Raw genomic sequence first — 15883 nt, 5'->3', positions numbered from 1 at the left:
AGGGCAAGTCAATAGTCAAAAATGTCGTTGCTCATCGACTGTCGCCATTCGGGATCCTGTTGATAATGCTCAAGCACGGCTTCAGCTTGCTGTTGCAAGATCCTGCTGTGTTCAGTTACAGGCCGCACACTCACTACCTGACCGGGTACCAACCGCTGAGATCCCTCGATGATCACCGCATCCCCTGGCTGCAGCGTGCCCCGCACCAACACCTGCTCCGTTTCGGTGTGCAGGATCTCCACCTCTTGCCGTTGCACCTGAGTTTGCCCCATCTCAGTCGGGCCAACCGTATACACCGTCCACAAGCCCCGTGCCCCCGGCACCAAGGCTGTTGTCGGCAACCAGAAACCTTCCATCGGGATCCGCTCCGTCAGGGTGAGTCGTGCCGTCTGCCTGCACCGCAAGCAACACCGTCACTGTGCGGCTAGCGGGATCCACCTCCGGCAAAATCGCCACCACTTCCGCCCCGTAGGATTGGGAGCCCACCTCCAGAGTTTGCCGGGATCCCACTGGGGGCAACAACTGGGGCGGCACACCAATGCGGGCCTCCCAGGAGCCACTTTCCACCAGCCGCAAAACCGGCTGACCGGATCCCACCACCGTGCCTTCATTCACATAGCGCAGCCCTACTCGTCCAGCAAAGGGAGCCCGAATCACGCTCTTGCTCAGGGCCACATCCAGGCTGACCAGACTGGCCTGAAGCTGCTGTACCCGCGCTTGTTGGGCGGCGATCTGTTCTGGTCGGGTGCCGGTTTGCAATTCCTGGAGTTGTTGCTGGGCGGCGGTGAGCCGAGCTTGTAGGGATCCCACCTGATAGGCCACCTCATCCAGCTGTTGACGGGAGATCGCCCCTTCATTGAAGAGATCCTGTCGCCGTTGTCGGGAGAGTTCCGCCAGCGCCAGTTGTTGACGCACATCTTCCACGGCGGCGGCAGCAGCAGCAATGGTCTCCACACGGGGGTCGGCCTGGAGCTCCTGTAGTTGCGCCTGAGCTGTGGCCAGTTGGGCCAGGATCCCCTGTCGTTCTGCCTCTAGGGTGCGGGTATCCAAATAGGCCAAGGGGGATCCCGCTGTGACCGTCATGCCCTCACTCACCAGGATCTGCACTACCTCGCCCCCGCGTTCAAACCCTAGTTCACTGCTGCGTTTGGCCCGAATTTCACCGGTGTAAGCCTGCTGGGCTTCGTAGGCTTGAATGGGCTGAACCTCCTGAGTAGAGACCGGCAGAGCCGTAGAACTTTCTTGCGCCAGAGCTTGCCTGCTGGCCTCAGAACTGGGCAACCCCCGCCACACCAACCCCAGGACGGATCCCAAAATCAAACCACCCGTCACCCACAGCCTGGGTTGCCAAGGGATCCCTTTTGCCTTCCCGTCCATGCCTGCCAATCCTTAACTCTGTTTACTACTCAATTTTTTGAATATGTGACTCAGTGTATTGAGTCTGAGTAGGACTGTCAAGGCCCAATGTCAAGCATGGGCTGGAGGGTTTGGGCAGGGGATCCCTGATTTGCGCGGATCTTTGGAGTCAGGGAGGCAACAAAAAGGGCTTGGCGCGGAGCGAAAGATGGGCTTGATGAGTAACCCGTCACAGATCCAATGGGCTTCTTAGCGGCTTGAGGTCGGACTTGATGGTGTGGGTATAAATCATCGTGGTGCGGACATCACTGTGACCCAACATCTGCTGGATCTGACGGATATCGTAATTGGCTTGCAGCAGGTGGGTGGCGAAGCTGTGGCGTAAGGTATGCGGTGAAACTCGCTTCAGGATCCCGGCCCTCAAGGCAGCGGCTTTGATGGCTCGCTGAATATCGGTTTCTTGCACATGGTAGCGACGCAGTTCCCCTGTTTCTTTAACCCTTGTCAGGTTGGGAGCAGGGAAAAACCATTGCCAGGCTAGCTCTCGCGCCGCTCCTTTGGCTTTCTTTTCAAAGTTTCCTGGCATAAATACTCCGGCATACCCCCTGGCTAAATCCTCCTGATGGAGAGCTTTGATGCGCTCTACTTGCGCTTGAATCTCACCCTGAATACTCTCTGGTAATGGCACTGTCCGAGATTTCCTCCCCTTACCAAACTGTACCGAGAGCATACCGGTATCAAAGTTGAAATTATGCAACCGCAAAGATAGCGCCTCGGAAAGACGCAAACCGCATCCATAAAGGAGCTTCCCCATCAATCGATAGGGTGGCTGCAACTGTTCGATGAGTGAAGCCACTTCTGAGCGAGAAAGCACTGTGGGTATCGACTGCCTGCGTTTGGCTCTGGGGGTATCCGCAAAGTTTCCAAGCTCACGCTCGAAGACGTGTCGAAAGAGAAACAGTAGGGCGTTAAAGGCTTGATTCTGAGCTGAGGCAGAGACCTGCTGCCGTACCGCCAAATCTGTTAGGAACCGCTGGACATCTTGGCTTGTGACCTCTGATGGTAGCTGATTGTCTAAAAACCGACAGAGTTTCCACATCCAGGTTGAGTAAGCCTTTAGAGTTCTGGGTGAGTAATGGCGCAGCATAATCTGTGCTTTGAGCTTGTCAGCCACTTCCTGCCAAGGATCCCGTATCGGATCCGGTTTTTTCTTGTCGGGGAGTAAGCCCCCCTTGGCCACCGTCGGTATGACTTTTGCGATGGGAGCGACTGAGTTCTCGTCAGCGACTACTAGTTCTATGGTTTCGGACTGGGCCTGGGCCTTCCCCCTTAGTTCAATAGATGGCGAGAGGAGGGAGCTAACTGCCCGCTGCGCTTCCGCCTGTTGTTCCACCGTCTGTCCCTTGGATGCCAGTTTTGCGATAAAAAGCGGCAGACTCCCAGGATCCCCTGGTTGATGCCCATACTTGTTACAGAAATGCAGGTAGAAGCGCACCCACTTCCGATAATCGGATCATCGTGCTGGTGGGATCTGCTCAGATCTCACCACTTCGTCAAACCTGGGGTCAACTTCTGGGAAACCGCTCATGAGGATCCATGCCGTATATCCTTACAATCTACATGCTATCCAACACCTCTATGAACTTAGCGAAACTTAACATAGGTTGACTAAACTGTGATCTGGCGGGTACAGCTTGTGTATTCAGATGGCTGGCAGGGGCTGGATATGGGCTGTTTTGCCGTTTATCCTTGCAAGTTGGGGGATATACTACCGATGTAGGTTGATCGTGCAGTTTAATCACTGGTTCGGCGGCGGAAGGGCTTGACGTTTGAGGCAGAACGGGAACCCCATGAATCAAGACGATCATCCGCAGGACGGACCACACCGCGAGCTCTTCTCCGACGGCACGCTTGCCGGCGAGGGGGCATACCGGGGCGGAAGGAAGCACGGGCGGTGGGAGTACTGGTATAAGAACGGGCAGCGGAAGGCAGTCGGCGAGTACGCAAACGGAGAGCTTCACGGACTGTGGCAGTGGTGGCGCGAGAATGGTCAGCCGCTCCAGGCCGGGGGGTTCCTGTTCGGCGTCCAGGTCGGCCACTGGCAACGGTATTACGACAACGGTCAGCTTTGGGACGAAGGGACATACGAGGGCGGCAACAAGGTCGGTCAGTGGACCGTGTATGACCGCGCCGGGGTTGTCAAGCAAAGCAAGGTCTTCAAACCCCGCAAGCCCAAGCAGGCCGAACCAGGCGCTGCAGCCGACGGCGGGGCCGTGTAGACTTTTCGTGCCATGTAGCTCACTCGGCCCCCGCCGCCGCTGAGCTTGGTCGTTAGGCCACTCCACGTATGTCTGACCTAAAACAACACGCCAAAGGGAAGTCGGAAGCGATCACGCGCCAAGTTACATCCGACCCGCGTTGGAAGCTTGAGGACGAGTTGATGTGCCAAGTCTTCGGCTTCACGCTTTATGGTTACGTCTTTGGGATTGGGAGAGTGCATTGCTTCATGGATGTCGGGGACATTCACGCGATTATCGTTGATCAGCTTGCGGGCCTCGGTATCGGCAGGAAATATGTCGAGGGATTGGTGGAAGCTGCGCACCAAGAGTTCATCACCGAGAACAACCAATCGTGGCAGAACCGACTGATTGGAGTGGGGCATTCCCACGCCCTGAAGGAGGACATGAGAGTGCTGGTTGATTCCATCTTCACCAATACCGCAGCGCTCCAAAAGGCAACATCGCAACCGACTGCGGCACGGCCTTGGTGGAGATTTTGGTGATGACAACGACGTGGCCTAACCAGGGCGCTGCAGCGAACCGCCGCCCCGCTGGGCAGTCGGACGGTTCGGGTAATCTGTCAGCGACTGTTACAGCCGACCGGGCGTTTCCGGCGGCGGTCGCTGAGCTTGATCGTTATGCCGCTAATATCGCCGTGTAAGCGTTCCCACCAGAAGGAGAAACTACGATATGGATATGATTATCTACGTTGATGTCTTTCCTGTTATTCCTCAGGCGTTGCCCAAGCTGTCTGCCTATACAATCAAAGCGGTGAGCGATGATGTATCGGCAATCGGCGGAAAGTTAGCATATCGCTTGCGGAATAAGTTTGGTGGGAATTGGGTATGGTGCGGTGGTCAAATCATCACAGACAAGCCGCCCCAAGATGAAGCAATTGAAGAATTTCTGAAACAATTATGGACAGAAGAACGATTAAATGATGTGCTGAGTGTTACTCTTAATACAAAATGGGAACCTTCGGCTTGGGAGCAGGGCGAATTCACAGCTCGCGGTTTGCTCGCAAACCACCAAGCAGAAATTCGGAGAGTGCTTGAGCCGAAAAAACAGAATTTCGGCAAAATCCGAGTTGACCGCGACTACGCTTTACGCGGTTGGGCAGTGAACAACGAACCAGCGATTTCCATCACTGTTTCGTCCAACATTTTTCATACTCAATTACTCCATGAGTTTGCCGCCACCCTGAAAAGTCCGCAAGAACTTGTCGGAATGATGGTCGCTGTGACAGCGAAGGATTTCAAAGGGACAATCGTCGAGATTACTGGCAATGTTCGCGAAATGCGTGAACGGCTTCTCAGTAAATCCAGCGATGAGATGACACGCAATTTGATTAGTCGCGCTCCTGATGATGAACTGACTGTTAAAATTGAAACTCGCACAAGCCAATATATTTATATTGCAAGTATGTTACGCCCTGTCGTTCGAATGGGTGATCTCAAGAAATTTAAAGTGAAGCCACGTCAAGTTTCCGAAGCATTGCGGCTTGATCCACAAACAAGATACACTCTTGTTCGTGAAATTGCCGCTATTGGTAAAAACAACGGAATTCTCGCCAACAGTTTCAATTCTGAATCATTGCCGCAAGCATTCTTGGGACCGCACGATGTGGCCTTTGAGCCCAAATTGCGTGTTGGCGACGATAAAATTCATCAAGGGCAACGCATTTATGAGAGCTTGGAAAAGCATGGCGCATTTAAACGTTCAAATGCATTTCCTGACAAAAAACACCCTATAAAAATTGGGGTAATTAACGCGTCATCGCAAGTTGCGCAGCAAGCATTGATGACGTTCCTACGTAAGCTCAAAGCCGCGTTGGAGAAATTGAATTTCTCTATTCAATCAGTTGAAGTCAATGGACAACGTCAACAGAAGATCGAAAGACTTTCGCGAGCAAATTTGGAAAACGCAATAAACTGTTTCGAATCGGCAAAGCCTGACATTTTTCTTGCTCTATTCCCTGGAAGTGCATACCACGACGAGCGGGAAGAAGGCGAAGAAGCGAGCATGTATCATGTCTTCAAGTCATTGACAATGCGACTTGGTATCCCGAGCCAAGTTGTCTATGAAGATACATTCTCTGAAAAATATGCGATGGACAATATCGTGTTGGGTATATTAGCAAAAACAAGGAACGTTCCATTTGTTTTAGCGAAACCGCTTCCTTACGCTGATATTGTCGTTGGGATTGATATTGCTCGTAGAGCGAAACAAAAGTTATCGGGAACCATGAACGCGACTGCCATGGCAAGAGTCTATTTCAGCGATGGTCAATTTCTACGATACATTATCCACGATGCACCGATTGAAGGAGAAACAATACCAAGCAGTATTCTGCGCAGTCTTTTCCCTCTCAAGGAATTTCAAGGCAAACGAGTCGTGATTCATCGTGACGGACAATTTCGTGGCGGAGAAAAATCGGCATTGAAGGAATGGGCAAAACAGATTGGTGCAGAGTTCCATCTGGTTGAAGTAATCAAATCTGGAGCCCCCCGTCTTTATCAAAGCACATCCGCCTCCGCTATAGACAGACCGCCGAAGGGGACAGCATTTAAAATAAGCGATACGGAAGCATTCTTGGTTTCTTCACTGCCTCCTTTCAAAGGCAGCACACCATGTCCGCTTCAAATCAGGACAGAACTATCCTTCTCAATCGAAAATGCTATTCATTCGGCGCTATCGCTGACGCTCTTGCATTATGGTTCGGTTAGAGAGCCGCGTTTGCCAGTGACGATTCATTACAGCGACAAGATTGGAGAATTTTCACTGCTTGGCATCAAACCAAAGGATTCAGAAGGGGACGTGCCATTCTGGTTGTAAAAGAAGGTAAACTTCAAAGAAAAGCGGCATAACCAGCGCATCCAGCCGGCACGCTCCGCGTGCGGCTGATGCTCTCGTTAGCCTGCAATCTTGGGTTCTGTGTTAACCTAAAAATGCAACTCGCAGCGAGGCTGAAAATTGAGTTTTGATTTCTCCACTGCCTCAGATTCGATCACGAATCCATTGAGCTATTTTTCTGATCGAGGCGAAGATTACGAAAAGTATCGCCCGATTTACCCTGCCTCAGCAATCGGCACAATTTTGTCAGATTTGGGATATTTAAGTCAGATTGTTGCTGCGGATGTTGGTGCAGGAACAGGGATTGGAGCAAGATTGTTGGCAGATCGAGGGATTCAGGTTCTGGCGATCGAACCCAACGAAGACATGAGAACATCAGCGACCTCGCATGAAAACGTAGAGTTTCTGGTTGGCACTGCTGAACAAATTCCCCTGGATAGTGCATCAGTCGATTTAGTCACCTCATTTCAAGCATTTCATTGGTTTGATTTTGATAAAAGTCTCAAAGAGTTTCGCCGTATCCTCAAACCCAGTGGACGTTTAGCATTAACATGGAGTTTTTGGGATCAAGATGACCTTGTTTCCAAAGAATACACTCGCTTGGTTTTTGCAGTATCCCAAGATCAAGAGAACCAATTCCGATCTGGAATGCAACCGGAAACATGGCTCAAGAGCATACGTTATCAACTGTTTTGGCAAGGGCTATGGTTGCCTTACTTTACAAACTTACAGCGACATGAGTTCGTCTCCAATCAATCCTTAGATCTTCCAGGACTAATCGGTTTAGCTCGAAGTCAAGGATTTACACCATCTGAAGGAAAAGGTTTAGAAAAACTCATGTCGGACTTAGCCGTATTCCATCAACGCTCTTGCGATCGACAAGGTTTGGTAAGACTGATTTATCGCACACGCTTGTATACTGCAATTTCCAACCATCGTTAAAGTACCACTTATTATGGATATCAAACCCTTGCAAAAGAAGGCTAAATCACGAGGTATTGCTGTTAATGGGCAAGGTGGTTATGAACGCCATATTTTATTGTGTACAGGGCATCGCCAAAGTGGAGATACTTGTTGCCCTGCTGAAGAAGGTGCTAAAACCTGGAAATATTTGGGTAAACGACTGAAGCAACTTACTCAAGATGGACACAACATTTATCGCACAGAAGTGGAATGTTTGATGTTTTGTCGAGGTGGCCCGCTTGCAGTTGTCTACCCTGAAGGGACTTGGTATTGTCACGTTACACCAGAGGTTTGTGAACGCATTATTCAAGAGCATTTGTTGGAAGGCAAACCCGTTGAAGAATTTATGTTTGCTTGTAACCCATTATTAGAAGACCTGTAAGCACACTTCCCATACAGGCTAACAACCGCGCTGCACCGGAACGTGTCAACATAATTGGTTGAGTTGCAAAGGTTATCTGTGTCCGGTGAGCGCGAACGTTGGGCGGCTGTGCCCTATTCGATTGCTAACAGTTGTGAGCGATACCTACCAAATTGCAAGTACAGGAGATTCTAATGAGCGTTTTTTCTGGACAATCATTACACGTTACTCTCCAAGATTTGCCACCTGTTTTCGTTGTTTATATTTCTTGCCAAATACAGCAAACTACAGGCAATTACATCGAAAAAATTCGGGACGGTTTTCAACGCATCAAAGATTGGGTTCAACAACACGGTTATGATCCATCCGCACTAAAGGTGATTGGCATCCCACACACAAATGATACGCAATTGGTCGGTTATGAGTGCGCCTTGGAGCTCACTGCAGCAGTATCCCCTAACACAGGAGACATCTCAACAAAGCAACTACCAGGTGGACGTTATGCAGTCCTATCGCTTGACAAAAACTCCGCTACAATTGGAGAGACTATCGGGCGTTTCTTTACGGAGTACATACCGCAACATCAACTGATCATAGACTCGCAACGCCCTATTTTTGAAGTCTACTACGAGCACACTATGGAATATTGTGTTCCTCTGCAGTAAGCAATCTAAGGATAAATTCGCACCGCAAAGCGCCGCCCAACCCGCCGCTCCAGCCGACGCCGCCTTCGGCGGCGCGGCTGAGCGGCAAGCCGTTAGCTAGCTCCGCATCCAGACCTTACACTCGTGCTTCAGCGTGATCGGTCAGCCCGAAACCGCCCAGAAGCTTGTCAGTTGAGGCCGTCATTTGAGTCCTGTTGGTGGTTGCGAAAGCGCCCAGCAGGTTATCGGTGAGGGCCATAGCGAGGGGCGATCGGTGATCCCGAAACCGCCCAGGAGATTGGGGGTGAGGCGTGGTTAGGGGGCGATCGGTGCGTCGCTGAGCTAACAACGCTGTTGCAACGGATTGGTGAGTTCTGGCTGTAGGGGAGCAAGATTGATCCGCAACCGCTGAACAGCAACGTTAGGCGTCTCGCACACCCCATGCGCCATATCAAATTTTCCATCGGTCGTATCGAAGCCATTGGTAACTGAGAGGCCTTGGTCGGCGGGCGTTGTTGTGGTGATGAGATTCGACGCGGTGACCGCACGACAGTGATTACGAAGTCAGACGGCGTTCAGGAGATCATGAGACGAGACCTGATGATTATCTTCCACACCGTTCGAGCGTATGACCGCGACATAGACGTGATCTCCCCCGGCATGACGGCGGGCATTATTGTTCCTGACACATTGGCTGAGGAGATGCGCCTCAATTGGGTTTTGGAGGGTGAGTGTCATGACTAGTAGAACGACGCCTAACCAGAGCGCTGCAGCGAACCGCCGCCCCGCTGGGCAGTTGGACGGTTTGGGTAATTTGGCAGCGACTGTTGCAGCCGACCGGGCGTTTCCGACGGCGGTCGCTGAGCTTGGTCGTTAGCCTGCTTCGTTTCTTAGTTGGGACGTAGCAGGAAGATTATCTGTTAGCATTCCGTTTCAAGTTGCCATGAGCTTGCATTTGGGACAAGAGTGTAAATGAAAACTGAGCATTACCAGAAAAAAGCTGATACAAACTTCCGTTCAATCCTGTCCATCGTTATCACACTATTTGGCCTGGTCTATTTATTACTGGTATTGTTAGGTCAAGTCGATAAACAAAGTAAGAGATTTCAAATACCCGAAGTTATTGTATTCACAGTAGTCCTTCTACTAAATTCAGAAACTTTGCAGCGGTTATCCAAATTACAGTTTGGGAAAGAGGGAGTCAGTTTAGAATTAAACGAGATCAAACAAAGCCAGGATGAAATTAAGCAAAATCAGGAGAGGATTCAGGCAACTCAGCAAGAACAGCGAGAATCCATAAGTGAATTGAAAGAGATCTTTGAGAAGTTTCTCGATAATAATCAACCTCTTGTCGCTATGCTTAAACGGGCGAGTGAGGTTTCTATAACTGATAGGTTCTTGCCTGATAAATCTTCTACTTCAGACACGCTTGAAGATACTTCACAAAAGACATCAACTACTGTTCTATCGTCTCTACTTAAACTTGCAGCAACTCATCCTGATGTATTAGATTCTGTAGTGACTGGACTAAGAAAGGAGCGACAATCACCAGAGGACGAAACGCCATCTGATCAGGATAGATAAGTACAAACCGGTTTTGAGCGTGAGTGCCATTTTAATTCACAGGCTAAATAATAGCTCTGAGCCGAGTGAAATGACTTCAACTCTGGCACGTTGAATCTTGCTAAAATTGTAATCAAGATTTATTACCCTGCGAGGATTTATGCGGTCGATTGAGCAGCTAACAGAGGAACTTCTAGCTCTCCCTAGTGTGTCAAGGGCACTTCTAGCAGAAAAGCTAGTTGAAAGCCTTGAATTTGATACCGACCCAACCATCCGAGCGGCTTGGATTACTGAAGCCAAGAAACGACGAGATCAGGTTCGTGATGGTTCTGCGCAACCTATTCCAGGAGAAGAGGCTTTGGCTCAAGTGAGACGGTTACTAGGGCAATGAAGTATGTTTTTCATCCTGAAGCTCTCACAGAATATGCTGAGGCTGTTCAATATTATGCAGAACAACGGACTGAGGTGGCACAGGCGTTTATTGATGCTGTTGAGGATGCAGTTTATCGTATTAGAGAATCTCCTACTCGCTACGTTGCTATCGATGAGGACGTTCGACAATGTATGACACGCAGGTTTCCGTATGGAATTCTCTATACGATTGAGCCGGACTACATTCTTATTCTGGCGGTGATGCATTGCAGCTGAGAACCCGGGTACTGGAAAAGCCGTAGGTAGTTGCAGTTGTCAGCAGGCTAACACTGCGCTGCAACGGACGGAGCCGAGACATTGGTGGTGATGCAAAGGTTGTCTGCCGCCGTTGAGCTTCACCGTTGTGCCGCTTTGGTTGCGAATGATGGCAGTCGTTGGGATATTGATGTCATGGCAAAGATCAAAGTACGCTAGTATCAAACAGCACCTTTTTGGATCGCTCTCGCGTGGACTTTGAGATTATTGGCAATATCACAAACATTGAGGTAATTGCCACAGGGACGGGAATCCGCGATCGGGCACGACTACAGAAGCAGTACGGTCGAGGCAAGTGGAGAAAGTTGAAGGGCATTGCCCAGGTTCAGCTTGCAAACGGTATGATACGGTTAGCCGAGATTCATTGGTATGAAGCTCATGGGATCGGCAAAAAAGAGTTCAAGCTCAAGCTACCGTTTCTGGATTGACTATGAAAGCCGAGCAAATCCAATCAAATCAGTTTGCGGTGTGCCTGAACAATGAGGGCTATGAAGCTTCATTGGAGGTTGGCAAAATATACCGAGTGGTTGCTGATGAGGAAGCAAAAGCAAACGGGTTAGTTCGGGTGATTGATGAAAGCGGTGAGGATTACGCTTTTTCTGCAAATCGGTTTTACCCGATCGAAGTGCCAAAGCCTGTAGAAGAGGTGTTGTTGTCAGTGAGCTAGTAGCGACAGCGGCACAACAATTCAAATGCAGCGGACGGTTGAAAGCCGTTGCTGCTGAGTTCAGAGTTATCTGCTGCCGCTGATTTGAGCCGTTAGGCGTCACTATCTGACCGACCGAGAGGTCTTGGAAGATGATCGACCCGGCAAGCCAAGCCCAACTGAGGGAGGCAATCGCAGACTGCATCGGCACCGACCAATGGGTGCTGGATGCACTGCGGGAAGAGATTCGCCCCCTGAAGAGCGCCACACGCCGCATCCAACCACGTGCCACGACGTCGATCTCGCTGGTCGCCACCGATGGCGGCAACAACCAGCTCCAGTTCGATCCCTTCCTCATACAGCTGGTCAGGGTGGTGGACAGCAGCAACAACGAGTACTGCCTGGAGGCGGTCTCGCCGACGACACCCATCGACAAGCTCGACAATCGCCAATTCGAGCCTGATGGAACACCTCGCACGGCACTGGGCGAGATGATGGCGTACTTGGACGTAGCATCCCTTCAAAACCTTTCTCCCGTCTTCCCACGACCAGAAAAAAACAAGCCTGTGTCTCCCAGCTGGGTGCAGGTCTACCGGGAGCTAGTCGAGTGGGCCATCTTGTTCAAAATACTCGGAAAGGACTACGGTACCGACACACTCATCATTTGTGACGGCCTACTGCGCAGCAAGGTTTTCGCCAAGGACCTGTTCCAGCGACTGCTCCAAGGTATTGAGGAGCGCATCAAAGCACAGTGGAGCAAGAGCCGTCGTCGCGTGTATCTCGCTGGTGTGGCCAAGCACAGCAAGGTGCTGTCCCGATACCGCTTGGCAATGGCGTTGGAAGGCGTTCTTCAGACCGACTATCCCGCCTATGTAGAGGTGCCACGCGAAGTAGAGGAGAAAGCCTACGTGTGGTTGGAATTCGCCCGAGGCGATGACCGCGCTGGTGAGGGTGGGGAGATCAACAAGTTCGTCGGCGGCAAGATGTTTTTAGTGAAGTTCGGGTCGCACCGACGCGACCCCGTGTGGCCGGTGGATATCTTTGTTCCACAAGTTAGCGAGGCTCAAGCCATCCTCGGTTCGATGCTCGCCGACGCGATCAACGGCTTCCCGGTGCCGCACTATCCGCGTTGCCTGCAAAAGGCACATGAAAACGCGGCCCTGGTCGATTTCGATTTCGACATCCTGCAGGACTTCATCTACGAAGGCGTCCGATCAAGTCTCGGCGGCGACGCGGGGACCTTGGACGCATTTCAGCTTCAGGATGCCGACCCGGCGCAACGCCGGTACGGATAAGGGAGCACAACATGGCAGAAATCCAACTCTTTCCCAGGGAACAGGTCGTTGGCATCTTCCGGGGCTTCCAGCAAGGAGGCATGGAGTTCCACGCCGACCTCGTGTTGCCGTACCGGAACGAGTTCCAGAACATCCCGATGCACGGGCAGTTCCTCCTCGTCCAATTGGAGACGCCCGATGAGGCGGTGTTGGGCCGCATCGCCTCTTTCTCCTCGGAGGGCAAGCTGTCCTTCGGCTCCGGCGAGGAGTTCAACATCCGCGCGGTCCGCGAAGACCGGCCGATCCCCGAAGACCTGCGCGAGCAGTATCTCAAGTACCGGGTCAACATCCGTGTGTTGGGCGTGTTGCGCAAGAATGGGAAGGGGCTGACCTTCGTCCCTTCGCATCGCCGGCTCCCCCATGTCGGTAGCAAGGTAGCCTTTCCAAATGACGAGGTGCTGCGCGAGATCGCCGGTCACAACATTGACGGCGCTCCCATCGGCCATCTGGCCTTTGGCGAGTACATCTATGCCACGGGCAGCAAGTCATTCCAGTCGCAGGAATGGATGCAGGTGGTTGCCCCGGAGGTCTTGGTCCGCTTTCCGATCGAGTCGCTGGTGTCTCGCCGCAGCTTCATCTTTGCCAGAGCGGGCTTCGGCAAATCCAATCTCAACAAGCTGCTCTTCTCGAAACTCTACGAGACGACGCCCTTCGTCACCAAGCGCGCCGGCAAGCAGGTGCCCGTGGGCACGGTGATCTTCGACCCTGATGGCGAGTATTTCTGGCCTGACGACAAGGGTCGCCCCGGCCTTTGCGACGTCCCTGCTCTTGAGGACAAGCTCGTCGTCTTCACCGACAGGAAAAATCCGAGCCCCTTCTATCAATCGTTCGTGGCTGGCGGCATCAAGCTGGATATTCGCCGCCTACGCCTAGGAGACGTGATTTCGATCGCGCTCGGACCAGAACGCCAGGAGCAGCAGAACGTTCGGAAGCTGCGCGGGCTTCCGCAAGACCGGTGGGAGTCGTTGGTCAATCTGATCGACACCAACGGCAACACTACGCCGCTTGACGATATTTGCCGACTGCTCGATCTCAATCCTCAGCGGCAGGAGGCTGAGGCCCTAGCGGCCAGAGGCAACATGACGGCCATCGTGAAGATGCTGCATGACAAGAGCAGTCAGCTCATGGACATGCTGGTTCATGCGCTCTCCGAAGGGAAACTGTGCGTCATCGACGTCTCCCAGATGCGTGGCGGTCAATCCCTGGTGCTCTCCGGCCTGATCCTGCGCCGGATCTTCGACCGCAACCAGCAGGAATTCACGGCAGCCGATCCAAAGACGATCCCAACGATCGCTGTCGTCGAAGAAGCGCAGTCTGTACTGAACGAGAACGCACCAGCGGCCGAGCCCTATATCGCCTGGGTGAAGGAAGGTCGCAAGTACGATCTCGGCGCGCTGCTGATTACCCAGCAGCCGGGCAGTATTCCTGTCGAGATCCTCAGCCAGGGCGACAACTGGTTCATCTTCCACCTGCTGTCAGCGGCGGATCTCACGTCCTTGAAGCGGGCCAATGCCCATTTCAGTGATGACTTGTTGAGCTCGCTGCTCAACGAGCCCATCCCGGGGCAAGGTGTATTTTGGAGTTCTGTTGGAGGCAAGCCCTATCCGGTCAGCCTTCGCGCCCTGTCGTTCGAGAAGATGTTCTCGTTGCGGGACCCTGGCTACAACCAACCCGCCGGTCACACCTACGCACAAACGCTGTGCAGCAAATTTGCAATGGCGGGGCAGACTACGACGACAGCCAGAATTCCTGAAGCCCCGGACGTAAGCAGTTTGTTTCCCGAAGAAACGGAAGCCACAGAAACCGAGTCAATGGATGTTATGGCGGCCATCGAGCAGGCCGCCATTGAGGCTTTCAGGCAAAATGACGATCTTCGTCAGAAACTCGAAGCGCAGAATGGCATACCGTGGTATGGGGTTCAGCAGTTTCTAATGGATCACTTGCCAGAACACTTGGATGACCGTCGTCAGTTTGCTTACAACCTGGTGTCGAAGGCGATGAGCGCTGTGTTCGGACAACAATCTACGGCGTGGGAGACTTTCAAGAAACCGAGTACCGGGAAAACATGGATAAGAGTCAGGAAATGACCGTTAACCCCGAGCGTATAGATGCTGTCTTGAATGGGATTTGTCCGTACTTCACGATGTTCCCGCTGGATTTCCCGCTTGGCATTCTTAAGCAGCATGCTCGGGCTGGCCAGGTCGTGCTGGATCCATTCTGCGGCCGGGGCACCACCAATTTCACTACACGACTTGTCGGCCTCCGCTCCCTTGGGGTAGATTCCAGCCCCGTTGCCGTAGCTATTACGGCATCCAAGCTCGCGACGGCCACCGTTGATGACATCCTTGCCGAAGCACGCAAGATTCTGACCGAACGTGAGGCGCGTCATATCCCGACGGGTGAGTTTTGGCGCTTGTGCTTTCACCCGACAGTGCTGGACGCGCTGTGTCGATTCCGGGAGGCATTTCTGGAGGACTGCACCACGGACGCCCGCATCGCACTCCGCGGCATCGTCCTGGGTGCGCTGCATGGCCCGAAGCAGAAGACCTTCCCGAGCTACTTCTCCAACCAATGCCCCCGCACCTACGCCCCTAAGCCTGCCTATGCGACACGCTTCTGGCAGGAGCGAGGGCTTGTGCCTGAGCCTATCGATGTCTTGGCCGTGATTGAACGGCGGGCGAAACGCTACTACGGAACGTTTTTCGACATCACGGGAGCCGTGCGATTGGCGGACAGCCGGGAGGCCGAGGCGCTCCAACCTGAAAACCCGGACACTCGGTTCGACTGGGTGATCACCTCACCCCCGTACTATGGTATGCGCACCTACATCCCCGACCAGTGGCTTCGCAACTGGTTCGTCGGCGGCCCCGACGCTGTCGACTACACCAACCGCGATCAGGTCGTTCATTCGAGCCCTGAGGACTTTGCGGCCGATCTGCGTCAGGTATGGCGCAACGCGGAGAACGTGTGCGCGGAAGATGCCAAGATGGTCATCCGGTTCGGCGGCATCACAGGCAGGCGCGCCGACCCGCTCGACCTCATCAAGAGCTCCCTCAGTGACAGCGGCTGGCGCATCACCACCATCAGGGAGGCCGGGTCTGCCACAGAAGGCAAGCGCCAGGCGGATGCCTTCCTGCGCATCAAGTCCAAACCGATGGTCGAGTATGACGTATGGGCGATCCGTCACTAGCTCTCAT

The 15883-nt window shown here is 52.7% G+C and carries 19 protein-coding genes; 16 read left to right on the top strand and 3 right to left on the bottom strand.

From position 1 onward, the window contains the following. Positions 1 to 8: 8 nt before the first annotated feature. The 3 genes from L1047_RS09225 to L1047_RS09215 all read right to left on the bottom strand — a co-directional run bounded on the left by L1047_RS09225 (position 9) and on the right by L1047_RS09215 (position 2596). Positions 9 to 341: a hypothetical protein gene (locus L1047_RS09225; protein ID WP_235278565.1), complete on the bottom strand. Its 333-nt coding sequence runs from the start codon at positions 339 to 341 to the stop codon at positions 9 to 11. Further along, entirely contained in the window at positions 274 to 1377 is a 1104-nt protein-coding gene (locus tag L1047_RS09220) for an HlyD family secretion protein (protein WP_235278564.1), read from the bottom strand. The genes L1047_RS09225 and L1047_RS09220 overlap by 68 nt, the downstream gene beginning before the upstream one ends. Positions 1378 to 1585: 208 nt before the next feature. Next, entirely contained in the window at positions 1586 to 2596 is a 1011-nt protein-coding gene (locus tag L1047_RS09215) for an integron integrase (RefSeq protein WP_235278563.1), read from the bottom strand. A gap of 610 nt (positions 2597 to 3206) precedes the next feature. On the opposite strand from L1047_RS09215, the gene L1047_RS09210 reads away from it, so the two are divergent. The 16 genes from L1047_RS09210 (at position 3207) to L1047_RS09135 (ending at position 15876) form a co-directional block, all read left to right on the top strand. Next, on the top strand, positions 3207 to 3635 hold the full coding sequence (locus tag L1047_RS09210; RefSeq protein WP_235278562.1) for a toxin-antitoxin system YwqK family antitoxin: 429 nt from the start codon (positions 3207 to 3209) through the stop codon (positions 3633 to 3635). A 68-nt stretch (positions 3636 to 3703) separates the two neighbouring features. Next, entirely contained in the window at positions 3704 to 4138 is a 435-nt protein-coding gene (locus L1047_RS09205) for a hypothetical protein (RefSeq protein ID WP_235278561.1), read from the top strand. Between the two features lie 187 nt (positions 4139 to 4325). Next, positions 4326 to 6470, top strand: coding sequence for a Piwi domain-containing protein (locus L1047_RS09200; protein WP_235278560.1), 2145 nt, complete (start codon positions 4326 to 4328; stop codon positions 6468 to 6470). 138 nt (positions 6471 to 6608) lie between these two features. Continuing rightward, positions 6609 to 7430 (top strand): class I SAM-dependent methyltransferase, encoded by an 822-nt coding sequence (locus L1047_RS09195; protein WP_235278559.1) that lies wholly within the window; start codon positions 6609 to 6611, stop codon positions 7428 to 7430. Positions 7431 to 7443: 13 nt separating this feature from the next. Continuing rightward, positions 7444 to 7833 (top strand): (2Fe-2S) ferredoxin domain-containing protein, encoded by a 390-nt coding sequence (locus L1047_RS09190; protein WP_235278558.1) that lies wholly within the window; start codon positions 7444 to 7446, stop codon positions 7831 to 7833. Positions 7834 to 8006: 173 nt separating this feature from the next. Next, complete coding sequence (locus L1047_RS09185) at positions 8007 to 8477, top strand: AraC family transcriptional regulator (RefSeq protein WP_235278557.1); 471 nt, start codon at positions 8007 to 8009, stop codon at positions 8475 to 8477. 477 nt (positions 8478 to 8954) lie between these two features. Continuing rightward, positions 8955 to 9200, top strand: a complete 246-nt coding sequence (locus L1047_RS09180) for a hypothetical protein (RefSeq protein WP_235278556.1) — start codon at positions 8955 to 8957, stop codon at positions 9198 to 9200. Continuing rightward, the gene (locus L1047_RS09175) at positions 9193 to 9333 is read left to right on the top strand and encodes a hypothetical protein (RefSeq protein WP_235278555.1); all 141 of its coding nucleotides are present in this window, start codon (positions 9193 to 9195) and stop codon (positions 9331 to 9333) included. Before L1047_RS09180 ends, L1047_RS09175 begins: the two co-directional genes overlap by 8 nt. 95 nt (positions 9334 to 9428) lie before the next feature. Further along, on the top strand, positions 9429 to 10040 hold the full coding sequence (locus L1047_RS09170; protein ID WP_235278554.1) for a hypothetical protein: 612 nt from the start codon (positions 9429 to 9431) through the stop codon (positions 10038 to 10040). Between the two features lie 139 nt (positions 10041 to 10179). After that, the gene (locus L1047_RS09165) at positions 10180 to 10410 is read left to right on the top strand and encodes an addiction module protein (RefSeq protein WP_235278553.1); all 231 of its coding nucleotides are present in this window, start codon (positions 10180 to 10182) and stop codon (positions 10408 to 10410) included. Further along, positions 10407 to 10667 (top strand): type II toxin-antitoxin system RelE/ParE family toxin, encoded by a 261-nt coding sequence (locus tag L1047_RS09160; protein WP_235278552.1) that lies wholly within the window; start codon positions 10407 to 10409, stop codon positions 10665 to 10667. Before L1047_RS09165 ends, L1047_RS09160 begins: the two co-directional genes overlap by 4 nt. A gap of 230 nt (positions 10668 to 10897) precedes the next feature. Then, positions 10898 to 11134 (top strand): hypothetical protein, encoded by a 237-nt coding sequence (locus L1047_RS09155; RefSeq protein WP_235278551.1) that lies wholly within the window; start codon positions 10898 to 10900, stop codon positions 11132 to 11134. Positions 11135 to 11136: 2 nt separating this feature from the next. After that, positions 11137 to 11373 (top strand): hypothetical protein, encoded by a 237-nt coding sequence (locus tag L1047_RS09150; RefSeq protein WP_235278550.1) that lies wholly within the window; start codon positions 11137 to 11139, stop codon positions 11371 to 11373. Positions 11374 to 11504: 131 nt separating this feature from the next. Then, positions 11505 to 12647: a hypothetical protein gene (locus L1047_RS09145; protein ID WP_235278549.1), complete on the top strand. Its 1143-nt coding sequence runs from the start codon at positions 11505 to 11507 to the stop codon at positions 12645 to 12647. A gap of 11 nt (positions 12648 to 12658) precedes the next feature. After that, positions 12659 to 14773, top strand: coding sequence for an ATP-binding protein (locus tag L1047_RS09140; protein WP_235278548.1), 2115 nt, complete (start codon positions 12659 to 12661; stop codon positions 14771 to 14773). Next, positions 14770 to 15876 carry a DNA methyltransferase gene (locus tag L1047_RS09135; RefSeq protein WP_235278547.1) on the top strand — a complete coding sequence of 369 codons (1107 nt, stop codon included), beginning with the start codon at positions 14770 to 14772 and terminating at the stop codon, positions 15874 to 15876. The genes L1047_RS09140 and L1047_RS09135 overlap by 4 nt, the downstream gene beginning before the upstream one ends. Positions 15877 to 15883 lie beyond the last annotated feature (7 nt).

It is taken from the genome of Synechococcus sp. Nb3U1 (assembly GCF_021533835.1).
Classification (GTDB): domain Bacteria; phylum Cyanobacteriota; class Cyanobacteriia; order Thermostichales; family Thermostichaceae; genus Thermostichus.
The sequence above is the reverse complement of the archived record's forward strand: the minus strand, read 5'-3'. Positions and strand labels throughout refer to the sequence as shown.